This window comes from Siminovitchia sp. FSL H7-0308, from assembly GCF_037980985.1.
Lineage (GTDB): Bacteria > Bacillota > Bacilli > Bacillales > Bacillaceae_C > Siminovitchia > Siminovitchia thermophila.
In genome coordinates this window covers 3297330-3314796 of record NZ_CP150282.1, presented here as the reverse complement: position 1 = coordinate 3314796, position 17467 = coordinate 3297330, and the positions used below count along the sequence as shown (strand labels likewise).

12 protein-coding genes are annotated in these 17467 nt (G+C 42.5%); 10 read left to right on the top strand and 2 right to left on the bottom strand.

The window, feature by feature from the left end; translation table 11 throughout:
* Nucleotides 1-159: 159 nt before the first annotated feature.
* The 9 genes from MHB50_RS15610 to MHB50_RS15570 all read left to right on the top strand — a co-directional run bounded on the left by MHB50_RS15610 (nt 160) and on the right by MHB50_RS15570 (nt 12574).
* A complete protein-coding gene (locus MHB50_RS15610; protein ID WP_340084158.1) occupies nt 160-1761 on the top strand; it encodes a M48 family metalloprotease in 1602 nt (533 codons plus the stop codon).
* 942 nt (nt 1762-2703) lie between these two features.
* Nucleotides 2704-6186: a M28 family peptidase gene (locus MHB50_RS15605; protein ID WP_340084156.1), complete on the top strand. Its 3483-nt coding sequence runs from the start codon at nt 2704-2706 to the stop codon at nt 6184-6186.
* A 30-nt stretch (nt 6187-6216) separates the two neighbouring features.
* The gene (locus MHB50_RS15600) at nt 6217-6651 is read left to right on the top strand and encodes a hypothetical protein (RefSeq protein ID WP_340084155.1); all 435 of its coding nucleotides are present in this window, start codon (nt 6217-6219) and stop codon (nt 6649-6651) included.
* 45 nt (nt 6652-6696) lie between these two features.
* Nucleotides 6697-7248, top strand: coding sequence for a signal peptidase I (locus tag MHB50_RS15595; RefSeq protein WP_340084154.1), 552 nt, complete (start codon nt 6697-6699; stop codon nt 7246-7248).
* A gap of 66 nt (nt 7249-7314) precedes the next feature.
* Nucleotides 7315-7902 (top strand): CalY family protein, encoded by a 588-nt coding sequence (locus MHB50_RS15590; RefSeq protein WP_205179117.1) that lies wholly within the window; start codon nt 7315-7317, stop codon nt 7900-7902.
* A gap of 111 nt (nt 7903-8013) precedes the next feature.
* Entirely contained in the window at nt 8014-9438 is a 1425-nt protein-coding gene (locus tag MHB50_RS15585; protein ID WP_340084153.1) for a M14 family zinc carboxypeptidase, read from the top strand.
* 193 nt (nt 9439-9631) lie between these two features.
* Complete coding sequence (locus MHB50_RS15580; RefSeq protein WP_077113602.1) at nt 9632-10219, top strand: CalY family protein; 588 nt, start codon at nt 9632-9634, stop codon at nt 10217-10219.
* Nucleotides 10220-10294: 75 nt separating this feature from the next.
* A complete protein-coding gene (locus tag MHB50_RS15575; RefSeq protein ID WP_340084152.1) occupies nt 10295-11932 on the top strand; it encodes a M20/M25/M40 family metallo-hydrolase in 1638 nt (545 codons plus the stop codon).
* Nucleotides 11933-11986: 54 nt separating this feature from the next.
* The gene (locus tag MHB50_RS15570) at nt 11987-12574 is read left to right on the top strand and encodes a CalY family protein (protein WP_077113600.1); all 588 of its coding nucleotides are present in this window, start codon (nt 11987-11989) and stop codon (nt 12572-12574) included.
* Nucleotides 12575-13131: 557 nt separating this feature from the next.
* Here MHB50_RS15570 and MHB50_RS15565 read toward each other — a convergent pair.
* Together MHB50_RS15565 and MHB50_RS15560 are read right to left on the bottom strand one after the other, a co-directional pair.
* Nucleotides 13132-13671 (bottom strand): DUF420 domain-containing protein, encoded by a 540-nt coding sequence (locus MHB50_RS15565; protein WP_340084151.1) that lies wholly within the window; start codon nt 13669-13671, stop codon nt 13132-13134.
* Nucleotides 13672-13883: 212 nt separating this feature from the next.
* Nucleotides 13884-15491: a methyl-accepting chemotaxis protein gene (locus MHB50_RS15560; protein ID WP_077113597.1), complete on the bottom strand. Its 1608-nt coding sequence runs from the start codon at nt 15489-15491 to the stop codon at nt 13884-13886.
* 697 nt (nt 15492-16188) lie between these two features.
* Between MHB50_RS15560 and MHB50_RS15555 the strand changes: the two genes are divergently transcribed.
* Nucleotides 16189-17463, top strand: coding sequence for a DUF3238 domain-containing protein (locus tag MHB50_RS15555; protein WP_340084150.1), 1275 nt, complete (start codon nt 16189-16191; stop codon nt 17461-17463).
* Nucleotides 17464-17467 lie beyond the last annotated feature (4 nt).

Genomic DNA, 17467 nt, shown 5'->3' with positions numbered 1-17467 from the left:
CCATAAAGAACGTTTACAATGGTGTATAACAGTAATGTTCCGACGATCGCATGTATGGCACGAAACAGGTTTCCGATTTATATCACAAAGTCGTCCCATCTTTTTCCCGCACAAATAAACATTTTCCAAGTTTGACGATCGCTTAAGGAGAGTATCGCCATGAAAAGAACAGCATTTATATGTTTACTTGTCGCGGCGTTTTTGACAGCTGCGGTTATGTTGATTGAATTGGTCGTCCGTTCACCAATGTCATCACCGCTTATACTGTTTGATTCCAGTGAAGCGAAAGTCCCCAAGCTTTTAACCGGATATTCCATTTACCACGGACATTATTTTCTGGAAATGCAAAGGGATACACAAAGCCACGAAGGACGTCCGCTTGCTTTTCGCATAGGAAGCGAAGATTATCAATTGAAGCAAATACATCCGGAAAATGTGTCGTTGCCAGCAGGACAAGAAATGAAGGTAATGACGAGAAGGGGGATTGATGTCGATATTAGTAATAAGACAAGCATTCAATCCAATGAACGGAGCTTCTTTTTTAATGAATATACAATAAGCCCTGCTGAAAGCGAGACATCAATTTCTATTCAATTAAGATCTGAGTTTGGTCTAGCTCTCACCCTTTTGATCTATTTCGGCTCATTTTTATTGCCAAGTATGCTGGCGTTGGCGTTTAATCATGTTTTTTCCTGGCGCCCTCTTTTTACACTGTTTTTCCCATTTATATTGGCCGGTCTTTTGCCTTTGTTATTAAACTATCACTTTACGATGGGGTATGGGTTGCTGTTAACCGGCTCTTATATTTGGAGCATTGTTTTGTGTATTTTCCTGCCGGCGTTTCTGGCGATTGCGTTGACGGCTGCTATATATCAATACACGTTGAACAGTGAAGAGGATGAGGTTTCCCTGCCGGAAATGGAAGAGACAGGCTTTCTTTATTGGACAAGGAGGGAGACCATTGGCATTTCGCTGCTGATGGGCGGCGGTATTGCCTATTTCTTCGCACTTTTTTCCATTCCTTTATCGGTATATGTAAATATTACTGAAAAATGGTATTTGTTTATCGCTTGGTATTTGTCGGTTACCTTCATGATCATGATCGTTTATACTGCTGGGCACCGTTTTATCGGAAACTATGAAAACATTGGGCTTCAAGAGCCGTTTGCTTCTTTGAAAAAAGCGGTAGAGCAAGCGTGCGGAACGAACGTCAATCTTTTTAAGAAAAAGGAATCCCGGGACGAGACAAATGCCTGGGTGTATACTGTTCCGTTTGCTTCCAAAAAAGGCATTAACATTTATATGACCGAAGGATTAATGAAAAACTTTACATTGGCTGAGTTACAAGCTATCTTATTTCATGAAATTGGCCATATTAAGCTGAAACATGGCCGATTAATCTTTGCGACCACTACTTGTGCAATGGTCGCAATTAGTTCGCTGATGTTTTTCGCGAGAAAAATCATGTTGGGATATGGATGGGGATATTATACTTTCTTGCTTTCGATCAGCATGGTTGGGGTCGTAATGCTTATGAAATGGCTCCCGAATAAAATCAGTAAACTGTTCGAACATCAGGCTGATGAATATGCCGTGAGACAATTGGGGGATGCGGAACTATATATTCGAACATTGGTGAAACTTCATGATATCAGCGAAGAAGAGGAAGGCGAATGGACGCCGAAAAGGAAAGAATGGAAGGAAACTCATCCATCCTTGCAAAAAAGAATTCATTATATTAAAGGTTTACATGGGGTATAGGGCGGTGTTTATGATCACTTGGATTTAACAGTGGATAAAGAGTTTATTTATACCCTTTCCAATTTTTTATGAATGAAGAATATGTGAAATGCATGGGGGAACGAGGTCAACCTTTGGTATGGCTTCTTGTTATACGACATTGCTTTTAAGCGAACCATTATGGTCGGTGATCGTTCGATGGCAAGCGCAGTAAATAATTGGCTTGCCGTGAATAAAAGTGCTTGGTAATATCCAATCATGAGAGTGCTTATGACTAACTTATTACTTGAGACTTCTATTTCGTGAAAAAATGAATGAAGCTTTTCAACGCTGTTTCCATTTTGTTTCTTATTTGTTTCAAGTTTTCTCTTACTTTTCCCTGTCGCGGTCGAATTATGGTCTATGGGATGAAAAACTCCACGGGATTTAACAGGAAACAATTTATCCATATGTAAGCCACTAATACGCTCCACGTTATTTCTCCATACATACAATACCCTATTTTCTAATTGATTTGGATTTTGTTCCTCATCATAGCCATAGCGAATGGATCATGTCTTTCATATGTGTTTTCCCTCCTAAATGACTCCGTTATAGGCGTGTGGATCACCGATTATTCTACATAATAAACAATTTCTTTTGAGCTGCATTCCTCCTGTTCCTACGTCATTCGATTTTCTCCTGGGTAAGGGGATTTTTTCCTCTTTTTGCATCTGATCGTGCGCCACAAACAACGATTGGTTAGACTTATGATTCTGTATTTTGGATTACGTCTGCGGGTCTATTTTCCCAATAATGTTTATCCTGATTCAATTGGATTTTCAGTCTTTATTCCTGAAACTATTGGAAATTTTAACAAAATTACTAATTCTTAAGCATTGTTTTCTTCGGAATGTAAACAAAATTCAGAATAAAGTGATATAATCTTCTATGCTTAGACAATTTTTAGGGGGAGGGTAAAAATTGAGAGCAAAAAGGTTGTTGTCATTTCTTCTTGCTGTCACAAGTACTTTGGCGTTAACTGCCACTTCATTTGTTATCACCCCATTGGAAGCAATATCTGCAGAACCTGTTCCTGAAAAGGAAGTCGAGTTGGAGCAGGAAATGGCGCTCGTCCAAATGATTGTCCCAGATCAAAAGACATTAGAAGAGTTGGTCGCCAACGGTTATGATATAGCAGGAATAAACACGCGGAATGATGATATCGAGGTTCAATTAGTTGTGAGCCAGGCGGAAATGGAATTGCTAAAACGTCAAGGCCTAACGGTAAAAGTCATTCAAACATCCGAAGAGGCAAAACAGCAGTTAAGGCAGCAGCAAAAGAAAATGCAGCGTCTCCAACAACAGGCGGAAGATAAATTGAACATTTTCAGATCGGATTATTTCAAGAACCAATCGGGAACATTTTTATACTTGGAAGTGAAGTCTAGCGCGGGTCCGGATGTCGCAATGACAGCTGAGTGGACAAACTCGAATGGTGAAAAAGAGACGGCAATGATGACAAGAAAAGTCGATGCCGGCGAGTATCTCTATCACTATATCTTAAAAGATATTGAAGCAGTTCCGGAAAAGGTCACTATCACAACACAACTGGGCGGGAAGATTGAAACAACATTAAAAGAATGGATTGGTGATGGAACCCCTTCTGAAGATGAGTACTTCAGCGATTTTGTTGATCACTATATGACACCTATTGAAATCACCGAACGAATAGAACAACTGGCAAAAGAGTTTCCCGAACTGGCTGAAATCGTGACGCTGCCTAATAAAACAAACGGATATAGAAGAAAGGCGCAAGCGACAATTGGAAGCACTGTGAATTCAGCGTTCGTTTTGACATCACAGGCATGGGGGCATGAAGGCGGAAACGACATAGAGATCGATCTAAAGGCTCCCGATAAAGCAAATGAACATATAAGCGTTTCTGTTGAAGGTAATAAGATAACCGTTCATTTGGGAACGGATGGTTCTTCCAAGCCAAACAGTACAGCTGATCAAGTCATTGCTGCCATGAATGGGGCGGCCGGTCAGCTAATAAAGGCGACAAGATATAGAAATTCAAACGGGACTGGAATCGTTCAACCAGAATCCGGGATCAAACTCTCAGACTTTTTGAATGCGCCGAAAGAGGTTTCCAGGGAGCCGCAAGAAGTGAAAGCCATCCGAATTGGAAAAGTAAGGGACGGTTCCAAACCGGGAGTATTGGGATACTCGCAGGAACATGCCCGTGAATGGGTAACCCCTCTCGTTTCTGTAGAAACTGCAGAGCGCTTGCTGCGAAACTATCATACAGATGAGAATACGAAAACACTTGTAGATAATTTGGATATTTTTATTGTGCCAAGCGTCAATCCTGATGGCGGGCTATATTCCTTCTACGATTATAATATGCAGCGAAGAAATTTGGTCAATTATTGCGGACCGGAAGGATCTGATTCCGCCAACAGAAATTCTTGGGGAGTGGACTTAAATCGAAATCACAAAGTCGGAACCGTGTATGAAGGCTGGATTGGCGGTTCAACAAACTGCCTATCTGATCTTTATGCCGGACCGGAGCCATCATCCGAGCCGGAAAGCCGCAATTTGACTTGGTTGGCAGAACAAAACCCGAACATTACATTTGCCATGAATATACATTCACATGGCGGTTACTTTATGTGGTCACCTGGTGCATATGATGCGAATCGCAAGACACTCCCTCGTCCCACTGCCGGTCAGGAAGCCTATTTCTGGCAAGCATCCGAACATATTTTGAAAAGAATTAAGGAGCACCGTGGAACTGTTATTTTACCGGGGCGGACGGGACCGATTCCGGATGTACTATATTCTGCGGGAGGAAACTCTGCGGACACACTTTGGTATGAATATGGGATTTATGCGTGGAATTTCGAAGTGGGAGCTCCATTGTGGGATTCGGACACGAAACGTTGGGTCAGTGTCGGATTCCAGCCGGATTTTGAAGAAGGACATGCAGAAGCAATGGAATTTGCGAGCGGTTTGATCGGGCTGTTGGAAGTAGCTTATCAAAATGCCACCGATGAAACAAATCCTGAATCAACTCTTAGTGTTGAAGAAGGCACATATCATGAGCCGATCGAAGTGACGTTTAAGACGAGTGAACCGGCTACTGTCTACTATACACTTGATGGCTCAAGACCGACATTGGATTCCAATGTGATCAGAGTGGCTGGCACAAGAGAAGGGGCGGAAACGTTAACCATTGAAGAAACGACAACGATTAAATGGTTCTCGGTTGATGCCGCCGGAAATATTGAAAATGGCTACGATCCGGATGGTGAAGAAAATCAATATAACGAAGCCGCCATTGTCATCGACTATTTGCCGGAAGGTGTAACGGCCAATGGCATGAAGTCACTTGTGGAGCGTTTTGAGAAAGACGGAGAGTTCGCCGGTGAAGTCGCTGCCCGGGCACTCAAAACCCATTTGGCTGCGGTAGACCTTTACGAAAGGCAAAAGGATGCGGCAAAAGTAGCCAAGCATATGAAGAGCTTCCATACTTTACTTGAGCAGCAGGAGAAAAATGAACTCGTTTCTGCGAAAGTAGTACGAATTCTCAAGCCCTATTCCGACAAGTTGATTGAATTATGGGACCCGCAATTTGCTTCCGACAGGGCCATGAAACATCTTCAACATTTAAGTGTGGATATTGGTCCAAGAGTTACGGGGACTGAACAAGAAAAACAAGCTGCCCAATATATCAAAACAGAATTTGAAAAAATGGGCTACGAGGTGTCTACTCAAGAATTTGATATTCGCGGCGGCCAAAAATCGCAAAATGTCATTGCAGTCAATAAGCCAAAGGGAATTAGCAACCCTGAAATCGTCTATGTAACGGCGCATTATGACAGTGTGTCCCGCTCTCCCGGCGCGAATGACAATGGATCGGGAACCTCGACAATGCTTGAATTGGCAAGGGCGATGAAGCATTTGGAGACGACGAAAGAAATTAGATTTGTCGCATTTGGCGCGGAGGAGATTGGGTTGGTGGGCTCCAGATATTATGTCGGCCAGTTGCCGGCAGGAGATATCGAAAGAAGCATCGCCAATTTCAATTTGGATATGGTTGGCACAAAATATGAGTCCGCTTCCCAATTACATGTGAATACGGTTGATGGAAATTCCAATCTTGTTTGGGAATCAGTGAAAGCGGCATCTGAACAGTTAGAGATCGATGAGGGTATATTAAACCTTTATCAATTTAGCAGATCGGACCATGTGCCGTTTCATGAAGCCGGTATTGATGCCGCCCTATTTATTTGGATGGTTCCGGGAACCGCCGGCTTGGAGCCTTGGTACCACACGCCCGATGACAAAATTGAAAACATTAGTCCTGAAAGAGTGCAATTAGTCGGCAATGTTATTCAGTCGGCTGTAACAGAGCTGATTACTCAAAAACAAGCAATTGAGAAAACAAAAGCTTCCTAATGTAATCGTTTTTTGAAAGGGGTCAATAGGATGAGAGGTTATGAGAAAACAAAAAATTCACATATTTACTTTCTTTCCGTCATCTATTTGTTCTTTTTTATCACCTCTCATCTGATCACTCCGACCAATGCGTATTATACCCATCAAGAAAGCATTGTTGGAGAGATTGCAGTCATTGCGGAATTAGAAGAGCGCGGGGAGCCCGGCGCTCAATCGGAAGACCATGAACAAAATTCGCAGGCAGAAGTGACAAAAACTGGTGAAAAAGATACACAACACAAAACGGTTGAACAGGTGGAAAAAAAGGAGAACAAAGCAGGTAAGGTTGAGACAAAAAAGCAAACGGACAATGATGCGGCAGCTTCCAGCAAATTCAAGTCTGAAAATGAGTATTCGGATCATCCTGTTCCAACTGACATAAATGAGAAAGAAGAAAAGCAAGCGCTCAATGAAAAGACTCCGTAAATCGAATATGGACATGTTTGCGACAGACTGGGGTGAAACTTTGTGATGAACTGGCAAACAACCAAAAAGGCAATTGGCCATACTTTTTCCACCCTCATATTGCTGATTCTGGCTATTGTTTTATTAAACGTGGCCATATCTAAAGCATCCGGCAAAAATCCGAGCATCTTTGGGTATGAAATGAAAGCTGTTCTGTCCGGTTCAATGGAACCCGGCATTAAAACTGGCTCTATTATATTGATGAAGCAAAAGTCGCAAGGGGATCAATATAAAAAAGGCGACGTCATTACCTTCATTACAAAAGAGAATCTCCTCATTACACATAGAATTGAGGAAGTACATGCAAAAGGCCGCTATTTTACGACAAAAGGAGATAACAATAACGGCCCCGATTTGGATCCTGTTTATATCGAAAATATAATCGCACAGTATACAGGGGTGGCGATACCGTATGCGGGTTATATGTTCAAATGGACCGATTCTTCGTTAGGAGCCGCCCTCATCCTGTTTTTGCCGGGAATACTCTTAATCGGCTATGGCTTTTTGACCGTATGGAGAACAGTAAGAATGGCCAAAAGTTATCAAACAATCCGCTGAATAAATAATTTCTTGTTCTCATAAGGAACAATTGTATAAAAATGAAATCTTTTGGGGGAATGAACAATGGGAATGAAAAAACGTATTGGCATGGGGATAATGTCGGCGGCTCTCGGGATCGCGCTTATTGGCGGAGGAACTTATGCTTATTTCAGCGACAGCGAGGTGACAAACAACACCTTTGCGGCGGGTACGCTCGACTTGACTGTCGCTCCGACGGAAATTATCAACATTGAGAATATGAAACCGGGAGATTCTTTTATTCGTGAATTTAAATTAGGAAATGGCGGTACATTGGATATCGACAAAGTGTTTATTGAAACAGACTACACCGTAAGTGATCCGCAAGGGGACAATACCAAAGATTTTGCGGAGCATATTCAAGTGGAATTTCTCTTTAACGTAAACAATTTTAATGAAGTGATTTTTAAAACGACATTGGCCGAATTGAAAGAGATGACACCGGAAGCGATCAATCAACATATATTTTACCCCGAGCTTGGGGAAAAAGGACTTCCGGCCGGGAAGGCTCATGATTTTCTCGTTGAATTCAGCTTTGTAGATAACAAAGAGGATCAAAATCAATTTCAGGGAGATTCCTTACAGTTGGCTTGGACGTTCCAAGCGACACAAAAGCCGGGTGAAAAACGATAATTCATAGAGTTTGAGTTTTATAACTGCTTGGGAGTTCCCTTCGATTCAGTATGATCAGATGCTTCACCGCAATACCATAAAGAGATGAATAAATCAAAAGGGAGAGATTCAATGTTAAGGACGCGTGTGTGTTTCATCGTCATAACTTTATTTCTCATGTTCTCCTTCAGTGGAATGGCAGGGGCAGCATCTGACAGCATCGTTGGTTCAGAAATAATGAAATATGATGAAATGGTGCAAGTTTTAGAACAACTGGAAGAACAAAGTGGCGGCAAGCTGGATGTGTTTACACTAAAGGAAATAGGGATTGAAGAAGGAAGAAGTGAGACAGGCAAGGATCTTTATATTGCAAAAATAGGTAATGGGAACAAGAAAGTATGGGTTCAGGGACGCATCCATGGAAATGAGCCGTATGGAACAAACGCCACGCTGCGTCTGATTGAAAATTTGATAAATGAAAAAGATGCTTCCGACAAAAAAATCATGGATGAATTAACGGTTTATTTTATCCCCATGTACAATGTCGATGGCGCTGAAAGGAATCAGCGGGGAACGATCCTGTATGACCATGAAACAGGAGAACCGAAATTAGTAGATGGCAGAACAGTTACGGTTGATTTAAACAGAGACTGGGTTGAAGGCGGATTTCAGGCGATCGAATCGATCGGGTATTACAAATTCTGGATCCAAGTACAGCCTGAATTTATGATGGACATTCACCATCAGGGAAGCAAAAATTTTTATGGGACAAGTATCCCCGTATCTTTGTCACTCGGCATTTCTTTAAATCCGGGAGGGCCAACATTGCCTCATATTCAGGGCGGACGATATGAGGATTTGACCCGCCAGGCGATGGTTACCGTATTCGATGCGATGAAACCGTATAAAGAGTTCACCGTAGACCAATATATTACAGGCGCTAACGTCATTGATATCCGGGGCGGCGTTTCATCCGGTATGATGCTCGGTATTAATTATGAAGGTCTTAATCCGAATGGACACAGCAATCCCGCTGTTTTCTTAGAGACGTCCGGTCAATTTTTGGATGGGGAGCGCGAGCCTTTAGTTCAGCAAAATGTGATTGCGACTCATGCTTTTTTATACGGGCTGGCGTCCGGTGATTTGTATCAAGTCGATCCTGAACGGTGGAATGAAGTGCCAATCCGCCCAATTAGCGGCTTTAACACCGATTATCAGGGGATCATTCCTATCAGTCCTCCCCGGCCGGAAATACCTGTAAAAGTATCTGCGCTTCATATAAAAGAAACGATTGAACGCTATGAGGAGTTGGGGAAATTTACGAACAGCGGTGCCGCGCAAGCGTTGAAGATGCACGCGACAGCTTTAAGCCATTATGAAGCTAAAGGTCAGATGGATAAAGTGGTTAAACATATGGCGGCTTTTCATCAGTTGCTTGACCATCATAAAGATGGCATGACGACTGGAGCGTATCAAATGCTGAAAGGAAATTCCGATTATTTCATCAATCAGCTTCATCAGCCTGACAATGGCTCGTCCGTTGCAAACGCCGGCTAAAGGCAATATGTGCGGAACTTTTTTGATAGCTGCGGGCTACGGCGACGTTTCATCCGGCATGTTGCTTGACATTCATTATGAAGGGGAATGCGGTTGGACGCAGCGCCTTTGAAGCGAAAAGTAACAAAATGTCCTGCAACACAAAGGAGCAACTTTCTTTTTGAGATCAAACATTATTGAGGGGGAATGAAAAATGGGAATGAAAAAACGTATTGGTATGGGTATGATGTCGGCGGCTCTCGGGATCGCGCTTATCGGGGGAGGAACTTACGCTTATTTTAGCGACAGAGAGGTGACAAACAACACCTTTGCGGCGGGTACTCTGGACTTGACTGTCGCTCCGACTGAAATCATCAACATTGAAAATATGAAACCGGGAGACTCTTTTATTCGTGATTTTGAATTAGGAAATGGCGGCACTTTGGATATCGACAAAGTGTTTATTGAAACAGACTATACCGTAAGTGATCCGCAAGGGGACAACACCGAAGATTTTGCGGAGCATATTGAAGTGGAATTTCTCTACAACGTAGACAATCTGGATGAAGTGATTTTTAAAACGACGTTGGCCGAATTGAAAGAGATGACACCGGAAGCGATCAATCAGCATATATTTTATCCCGAGTTTGGGGATAAAGGACTTCCGGCCGGGGAGATTCACGATCTTGTCGTCAAATTCAACTTTATGGATAACGAAGAGGACCAAAACCAATTTCAGGGAGATTCCTTACAGTTGACCTGGACATTCAACGCAACGCAAAAGCCGGGTGAACAGCGATAAGAAATAATTGGAGCAGGGTTTTCTGCTCCAATTTAGCTGAACTGTCATTGAATGATGATCGAAGGAGGCTTTTATATGAAGTCAGGCCGCTTTGGAAGATCTATTTCCCTTTTCATCATCTTTTTTCTATTAATGGGATTTTCACCAAAAAATTCAGCTTTTCAGACTGTGAATCTGATAGATTCACCTGTTGCGACTCAAGATAAAGATGATATTAGTATTGCCAACATGAAAGCTCTTATGGAGATTTTTCAAAAAGATGGGGAATTTTCCACTCCGGAAACTTATCGTGCATTAAGCACCCATATGACTGCAGTGGGACATTATGAGGAACGAAAGTTATATAAGAAAGCGATCAAGCATATGGAAAGCTTTCACATTTTGTTACACAAACACCTCGAAAACAAGCATATTTCCGATCATGCGGCAAATATTTTAAAAGAGTATGCGGATGCCTTAATAAAAAAGTGGGAAGCCGTTTTTGACTCTGAGCGAGTCATGGATCATATACGGGAATTAAGTGCAGGAATTGGGCCGCGGGTTGCCGGAACGGAAGAAGAAAAGAAAGCGGCGGAATATTTGAAAAAGCAATTTCAAAGCTTTGGCTACGATGTTTCCATTCAAGAGTTTCCCATTAACAATCGAGTGGAAAGGACATTGCGCATTTTAACTGATAAAAACAAGGAACTCCCGGTGGGAGCGGCGAGTGGATCGGCCACAACAGATGAGCATGGCATTACAGCCGAATTATATTATGCGAATCATGGACTTTCTGGAGACTTTTCTGATGAAGCAAAAGGGAAAATCGCATTAGTTCGAAGAGGTGAGAATACTTTCTGGGAAAAAGTGCAGAATGCAACGAATGCGCAAGCGGCAGGGGTCATCATTTATGATCATGATGAAAGCCTTGCTCCACTCCGTCCGACGCTAAATAACAACAGCACCATTCCGGTTGTGGGTGTTACAAAAGTGGATGGCGAATCATTACGGGAGCAGCTTTCAAAAGGGGCGGCAAAAGCGAATCTCATCATTCGCACCCATACAAATCAAACATCACAAAATGTGGTGGCGGTGAAAAAGCCGTCCGATGTTACAAATCCTGAAATCGTTTATGTTACGGCTCATTATGACAGTGTTCCTTATTCGCCAGGAGCCAATGACGATGGCTCCGGGACTGCCGCTATTGTTGAGATGGCTAGGATGATGAAAGACTTGCCAACTGATAAAGAGCTGAGGTTCATTGCTTTTGGCGCGGAAGAAATCGGTTTGGTCGGTTCGCATTATTATGTTGATCACTTGCCAAAAGAAGACCTTGATCGTAGCGCGATTCATTTCCAGATGGAGATGATGGGCGCAAAATATGAACCGGCCTCATACCTGGCCTTTAATACTGTGGATGGCGAACCTAATATCGCTTGGGATTATATGAACGCCGCATTTGACAAATGGGGGAAAGATAAAGAAAAACTGATCCTGTTTCAGAGAGGGTTGTCAGATCATGTTCCATTCCACAATGCGGGCATAACGGCCGTATGCTTTAATATGGGAACCGCCAATGGCGGATTGGAGCCGGAGTATCACACGTCATATGACACGATCGAAAATATCAGTCCGGAAAGGCTCCAATTTGCAGGGGATATGATAAGTACGGCTATATTGGATTATGTGGCGGATCATCATCCCCAACAAACTCATTTAAAGGATGCTTCATAATGGCAAAATGGACTCTATCTTGATCTCTGGGGAGATGGAACGAGGGGGAAAAGAATGGGTAATCAAAATAAACTCGGCATTGGCCTAATGTCGATCTTGCTAGGCATTTCATTAATAGGAGGAGGAACGTACGCTTATTTCAGTGATCATAAAGTCTCTGATAACACATTTGCATCGGGAACTCTTGATTTGTCTGTGAACCCTGAAACACTCATTCAAGTAAAAAATATCAAGCCCGGAGATTCTTTTCTCCGTGACTTTAAATTGGAAAACAAAGGTTCTTTGGACATTGGAAAAGTGATCATCGAGACAGACTATGAGGTTATTGATGCAAAAGGTGACAATACAGAAGATTTTGGTGAACATATTTCAGTAGAGTTTTTGTTGAATATGGATAAACACAATCAACCTATTTACAAAACGACACTGGCAAGATTAAAAAATATGACCCCGGATGCTGTTGCTACAAATATTACGATTCCCGCTTTTGGTGAAGAGGGGTTGCCCATTGGTTCCAGTGACCGCCTTGTTGTAAAGTTCCAATTTGTTGACAATGGCCAAGATCAAAATCAATTTCAGGGTGATTCATTGAATTTGGGATGGACGTTTATAGCGGTTCAAGCGGACGGGACTGATCATTAACAGTTAGAGGAAAAAGTGTACTCACATTGTTTCGAGTACGCTTTTTTCTGATTGAACAAGACTCACGTCAATATAAAAAGGGGTTCTAGTAAATGGATGAGGGGCATTTTTTCACCACAATTGTTGCCGGATACTGTCGCAAGAGGTTTATGATGCGGTTGCATGGAAGAAAAAATTCCCATTACTCCCCGGCGCCGATCTGCATGCCGGTACTGTTTCGATTGGAGGTCCTTTTTATCTTTGGAAACAGTTTGACTGTATCAACCCGTTGAAAAATTTTTATCCCCCGATCCGAGTAAAGGGACTATGAATGAAAACTCCGCAAGGGATGGGCGACTTACAATATGGTAGTGAACCTTAACCTTGAACGTCGTGCTGCCTTTCGGGGAGCAGGCGGTAAACTAGCCGAGGAAGCTAAAGCCGTGCCTGCGGAAAGCGAAATATTTTGACGTAGCGATGATAGGGATTTTTTTAACACAAATAAACCGAACAATTATAAATGAATTGTTCGGCTTTTGCTATTTCGTATTTGCTTGTGTCCCAGTCTCATTTTCTTGTTAATAATATGGAGAAATCATGACATATACGAGTACGCCTGTAAGACTGACATATAGCCAAATCGGCATTGTCCAGCGGGCTATTTTTTTGTGGCGCTCATTTTCCATGTTCCAGGCGCGAGCGACGCTTGTTAACGCCAGCGGCACGATGGCAGCCGCCAGTAGCACGTGGGAAATGAGTATAAAATAATATAAAGCCGCCATCCAGCCCGTTCCTCCATACGAGGTGGAGGGAGCTAAAAAGTGATACGTGACATACGTGATGAGGAAAAGAAATGTCGTTGTGAAAGCAGCGTAAATAAATCTGCGGTGAACGGTGATATTCCGCTTTAAAATGGCGATAAGCGCCGAAAATAAAAATACAAACGTAAAGCTGTTTAAAATGGCGTTTATCAACGGGAGAATGGTAACATCAAACGCATCGAAGTTTTCCACTCCCGGCAGTCCGAATAGAATACCGATTGCTCCGATCAAGATGATGGAAATCGCCGTGATAGCAGGACGATAGTTTCGTTTTTTGTATACAACGGGGTTATTCATAGCTTGACACACTCCGTCACTTTTTATGTTTAGTGTATCATAATCTTTTTACCAGGGCGCAACGGACGAAAAGGTTCACATTCTTTTCATGAATGATCGTGAAACGAAACAACAAGAGAAGAGGGTCCCTGGCTGTCAGACTTCTAACTTGTTAAATGGAAGAGGGCGTCCAAAGGTCGAAAAGTTGACTTCGGGGACGCCCTCAGAATAGATTATATTTTTTTGTCTAGCTTAAAGGTTGCAACCGAGGCATTTAGCTCCTCAGCCAGTTCAGTTAAAGCATTGGCTGTTGAAGCAGTTTCCTCACTGCTGGCAGCGGCTTCTTCTGTTGTGGCTGAAATGCTCTCAATATAGGAGAGTATTTCGGATGTCTGGGCAGATTGCTCTTCACTGGCGCTGGCAATTTCTGTTACTTTATTCCCGGTGTCATTAATCATTTGAATAATATTTTCGAAGGCCTCGCCGGATTGCTTTGTTGTCGCGACTCCTTCTTCAACGGATTTCACACTAAGGATAGTGGCGTCTTGCATATGTTTAATAATGTCGGATATTTCACTTGTTGCCTCACTGCTTCGTTCCGCCAGCTTGCGGACTTCGTCGGCTACTACGGCAAATCCGCGACCTTGTTCTCCCGCCCTCGCTGCTTCTATTGCTGCATTTAGAGCAAGAAGGTTTGTTTGATCGGCAATATCATTGATGACTTCTATAATTTCGCCAATTTTATTGGAATCTTCTTCGAGTGCGGACATTTGGACGCTCACCATATTGGCTCCCTCGACAGAGGAGTGGACGACTTGTTCTCCTTCTTGGGCAATTTTAATCGTCCTATTTGAATATTCCGCGGCTTGTTCCGTATTTTGGGCAATGGAGGCAATGGCAGCCGCCAATTCTTTAAATAATTCGTTGATCGTTTGCGCGGCATTCGCCTGATTTGTACTGGCGCTGGCGACTTCTTCAGTGCTGGCTGAAAGTTGCTCGGCGGAAGCTGATAAATTTTCTGAAGCACCTAAAATGTTTTGAATAGTGGCCCGCAAATTTCCAATCATCTTGTTTACAGAGCGGGCGAGAATTCCGATTTCATCTTTAGCCTGTATATCGACTGTTTCGGATAGGTCACCGTCAGCTACTTTTTCCACTAAATCAGCCACTTTTCCAAGTGGACGAGAAATGATTCTGGCAATGAAGATGCCGAACAATATACTTAGTAAAAAGATAAAAGCAATAATGCCTATCGTTATCATGAATGTAGTGGAATATACTTTTTGCGCGTCCTTTTGGGCTTGTTCGGCAGCAGCAGCGTCCATGTCCATAAGGTCATTCAATTCATTGATCAGCCCATTTTGAATATTTAGCAATCCGCCATTAAGGCTTAACAAATATTCTTCGCTTTTTCCTTCCGTCGCCAATTGGAGGGCGCGATCATATGAATTGTTGTGTGATTCCCAAATATTATTAAATCTGTATACTTTACTTTCCTGTTCTTCTGTTAATTCGCTTTTACTGTATGCGCTAACATGTCCTTCAATTTCTTTTCTGATTCTCTTAATATCTTCAACTAACTTTTCGGTTTCTTGTTGTGTCTTCGTCAAATACAAATCCCTGCTGGCCAATCTCAATTGTTGGACTAAATCCCGGGCTTCCGCCACTTCTTGTATTGGTTTCAAGTTATTGTTATACATGTTGGAAATGGAATGATTTAATGTGTTCATTTGAGTCAACCCGACCACTCCGGTTCCCACTTGAAGCAATGCGAGAATAAGGAAAGCTGTGATCAATTTTACTGCCGTTTTTAAGTTTAAAAACCAATTAAAAATCTTCATCTTTATTACACCAACCCCTACATAATATGAAAATAATATTTACTGTTAATAATGGTTAAAAAGGATGATTTAACCTTTTCGCATCACCTCTAAATGATCCATGTAAAGGAACGACCGTTCTTATTAGATGTATGGGGTCAAATGGAGGAAGGCGCCGTTGTTAACGAAGGCTTTGTTTGCTCCGGCTCCTCATTCGACAAAATTTAGCAAAAAATTCAGTTCCTACATTATATTTAATCGGCATAAATTTTAAAAAATGAAGTCATCTCATGAAAGAAGTTTTTCATCATGTGATGAGAAGTAAATAAATGTAAATGTATGGATATAAATTGGGGATTACTGTAAATGTTTTCCAAATATATTTTCTGAATTGGAGTTTTTCCCTATAAAGGTTTCTCTTCGCCAATCTGCCATTCTTTAATGTTCCTACCAGTCTCTCATGTATTGTTCTGAATTGCTATACAAACCGATCGATTTCGATCATATGGGACTGAAACGTACATTTTATTCACCAAAGAGGGATACCCAGCCGAAGAAAATCTTTGTTAGAACCAAAGTTTCGACGTTTCCCGGTATCGCGGAGTTGACTTCTCTTCTTTACAGAGCGATTGTGCGCTTATTACCGCCAAATTTCAGAAAGTGTTGTCGGTTATATTTTTGGGTATTAAATAATGAACTTCAACTAGGGGGTGACTCTATGGTCAAACGGTCTTTTGCTGCATTGGCGAGTCTGGCCGGAATCCTTATGTTTGTTGCCAAACGGCGAAAGCGATCGGTGCCGAATCTGCCTGACATCCAGCTTGAGTCTATTGAGCAATCCACGAACGCCATCACGTTTCGTTGGAAAGAAGGAATAGGCTTCTACCGTTTGTACAGAGAAGGTCAGTTAATATACAGCGGTTCCGACATTTGTTTTTCGGATAAGGGGCTTAACCCGGCAACGAGTTATTTATACACCGTGGAAATGATGGAAACAACATCTGGACCAGTAAAAATCCAAACGGCGACAAAGCCGGAAAAAAATGATGAAAGTAATATTCTTAAGGATCTCATCGTAACGACTGTTGTGTCGCGTTCGCTTATCAGTTTGGGTTGGGAGCCCATATCCGGGGTCAGTGAATATATAATCAGGCGCAATGGAGAAAAGCTTGCATGTGTTACAAATTGCTTTTACACGGACAAAACTGTCCGGCAGGATGCCGAGTATACATACTCGATCGAGGCGGAGCGGATCCTTCCGTATTCGGAAGAGGATTTAAATGAACCAAAATTTTTGGCGGCGGGAGTCATCGGATTTTTTAAACGAGGACGAAAAAGGGAAAAAGACGCCACGATGGAGAGGTTCCGGATGACAAAAAAGATTCGTGCCATTGAACAAGTTTTACAGTCAAATGGGAAGGATTCCGAAACTGAATGGCGTTTTCTTTATCAAACATTTTTAAACAACAAGTGGATAAAAAACCCCAACTTTTTTTCTCCGTATCGTTATTTTCAAGGGGACAATCGGGGGTTTGATCCCCATTCTTCCAATTACAGAACGAAAGCAGAAGTCCATGTGCGGCTTGGAGGAGGAACTCCGCACATACAGTTTGAGAAAGATGTGGGAGAAACGAGGGGATACGGATGGACGAAAAGAATGAAGGATAGAGCAACAGCATCCAGTGAGGGCATGAAAGTGGAAGAGATCGAGAAAACTAGTGAAAAAGCGATCTTTCGGCTTACACATTCCGTAAAAAACCCGCTTGTTGTTTCCCCGGCTGTCGACTATGAAGTTTGTGCCACTTTTTGGCGGGATGGTTTGTATGATATTTCCGGGAAGCATGATCAGTCGCCTCACCATGAAGTATATGTTCAATCGGACGCTCAATCCAAAGCAGTATGGGAGCCTGTCCATCAGGCGCAGGACCAAGGCCTGGAATGGATGTCGGGGACGATGGCTTCACAGTATTGGCGGGTATCAAATTTGCAATAACAAA

Coding starts and splice junctions, on each gene's coding strand:
- MHB50_RS15610 (WP_340084158.1), top strand. CDS start 160: ATGAAAAGAACAGCATTTATATGTTTACTTGTCGCGGCGTTTTTGACA.
- MHB50_RS15600 (WP_340084155.1), top strand. CDS start 6,217: ATGAGAGGTTATGAGAAAACAAAAAATTCACATATTTACTTTCTTTCC.
- MHB50_RS15595 (WP_340084154.1), top strand. CDS start 6,697: ATGAACTGGCAAACAACCAAAAAGGCAATTGGCCATACTTTTTCCACC.
- MHB50_RS15590 (WP_205179117.1), top strand. CDS start 7,315: ATGGGAATGAAAAAACGTATTGGCATGGGGATAATGTCGGCGGCTCTC.
- MHB50_RS15585 (WP_340084153.1), top strand. CDS start 8,014: ATGTTAAGGACGCGTGTGTGTTTCATCGTCATAACTTTATTTCTCATG.
- MHB50_RS15580 (WP_077113602.1), top strand. CDS start 9,632: ATGGGAATGAAAAAACGTATTGGTATGGGTATGATGTCGGCGGCTCTC.
- MHB50_RS15575 (WP_340084152.1), top strand. CDS start 10,295: ATGAAGTCAGGCCGCTTTGGAAGATCTATTTCCCTTTTCATCATCTTT.
- MHB50_RS15570 (WP_077113600.1), top strand. CDS start 11,987: ATGGGTAATCAAAATAAACTCGGCATTGGCCTAATGTCGATCTTGCTA.
- MHB50_RS15565 (WP_340084151.1), bottom strand. CDS start 13,671: ATGAATAACCCCGTTGTATACAAAAAACGAAACTATCGTCCTGCTATC.
- MHB50_RS15560 (WP_077113597.1), bottom strand. CDS start 15,491: ATGAAGATTTTTAATTGGTTTTTAAACTTAAAAACGGCAGTAAAATTG.
- MHB50_RS15555 (WP_340084150.1), top strand. CDS start 16,189: ATGGTCAAACGGTCTTTTGCTGCATTGGCGAGTCTGGCCGGAATCCTT.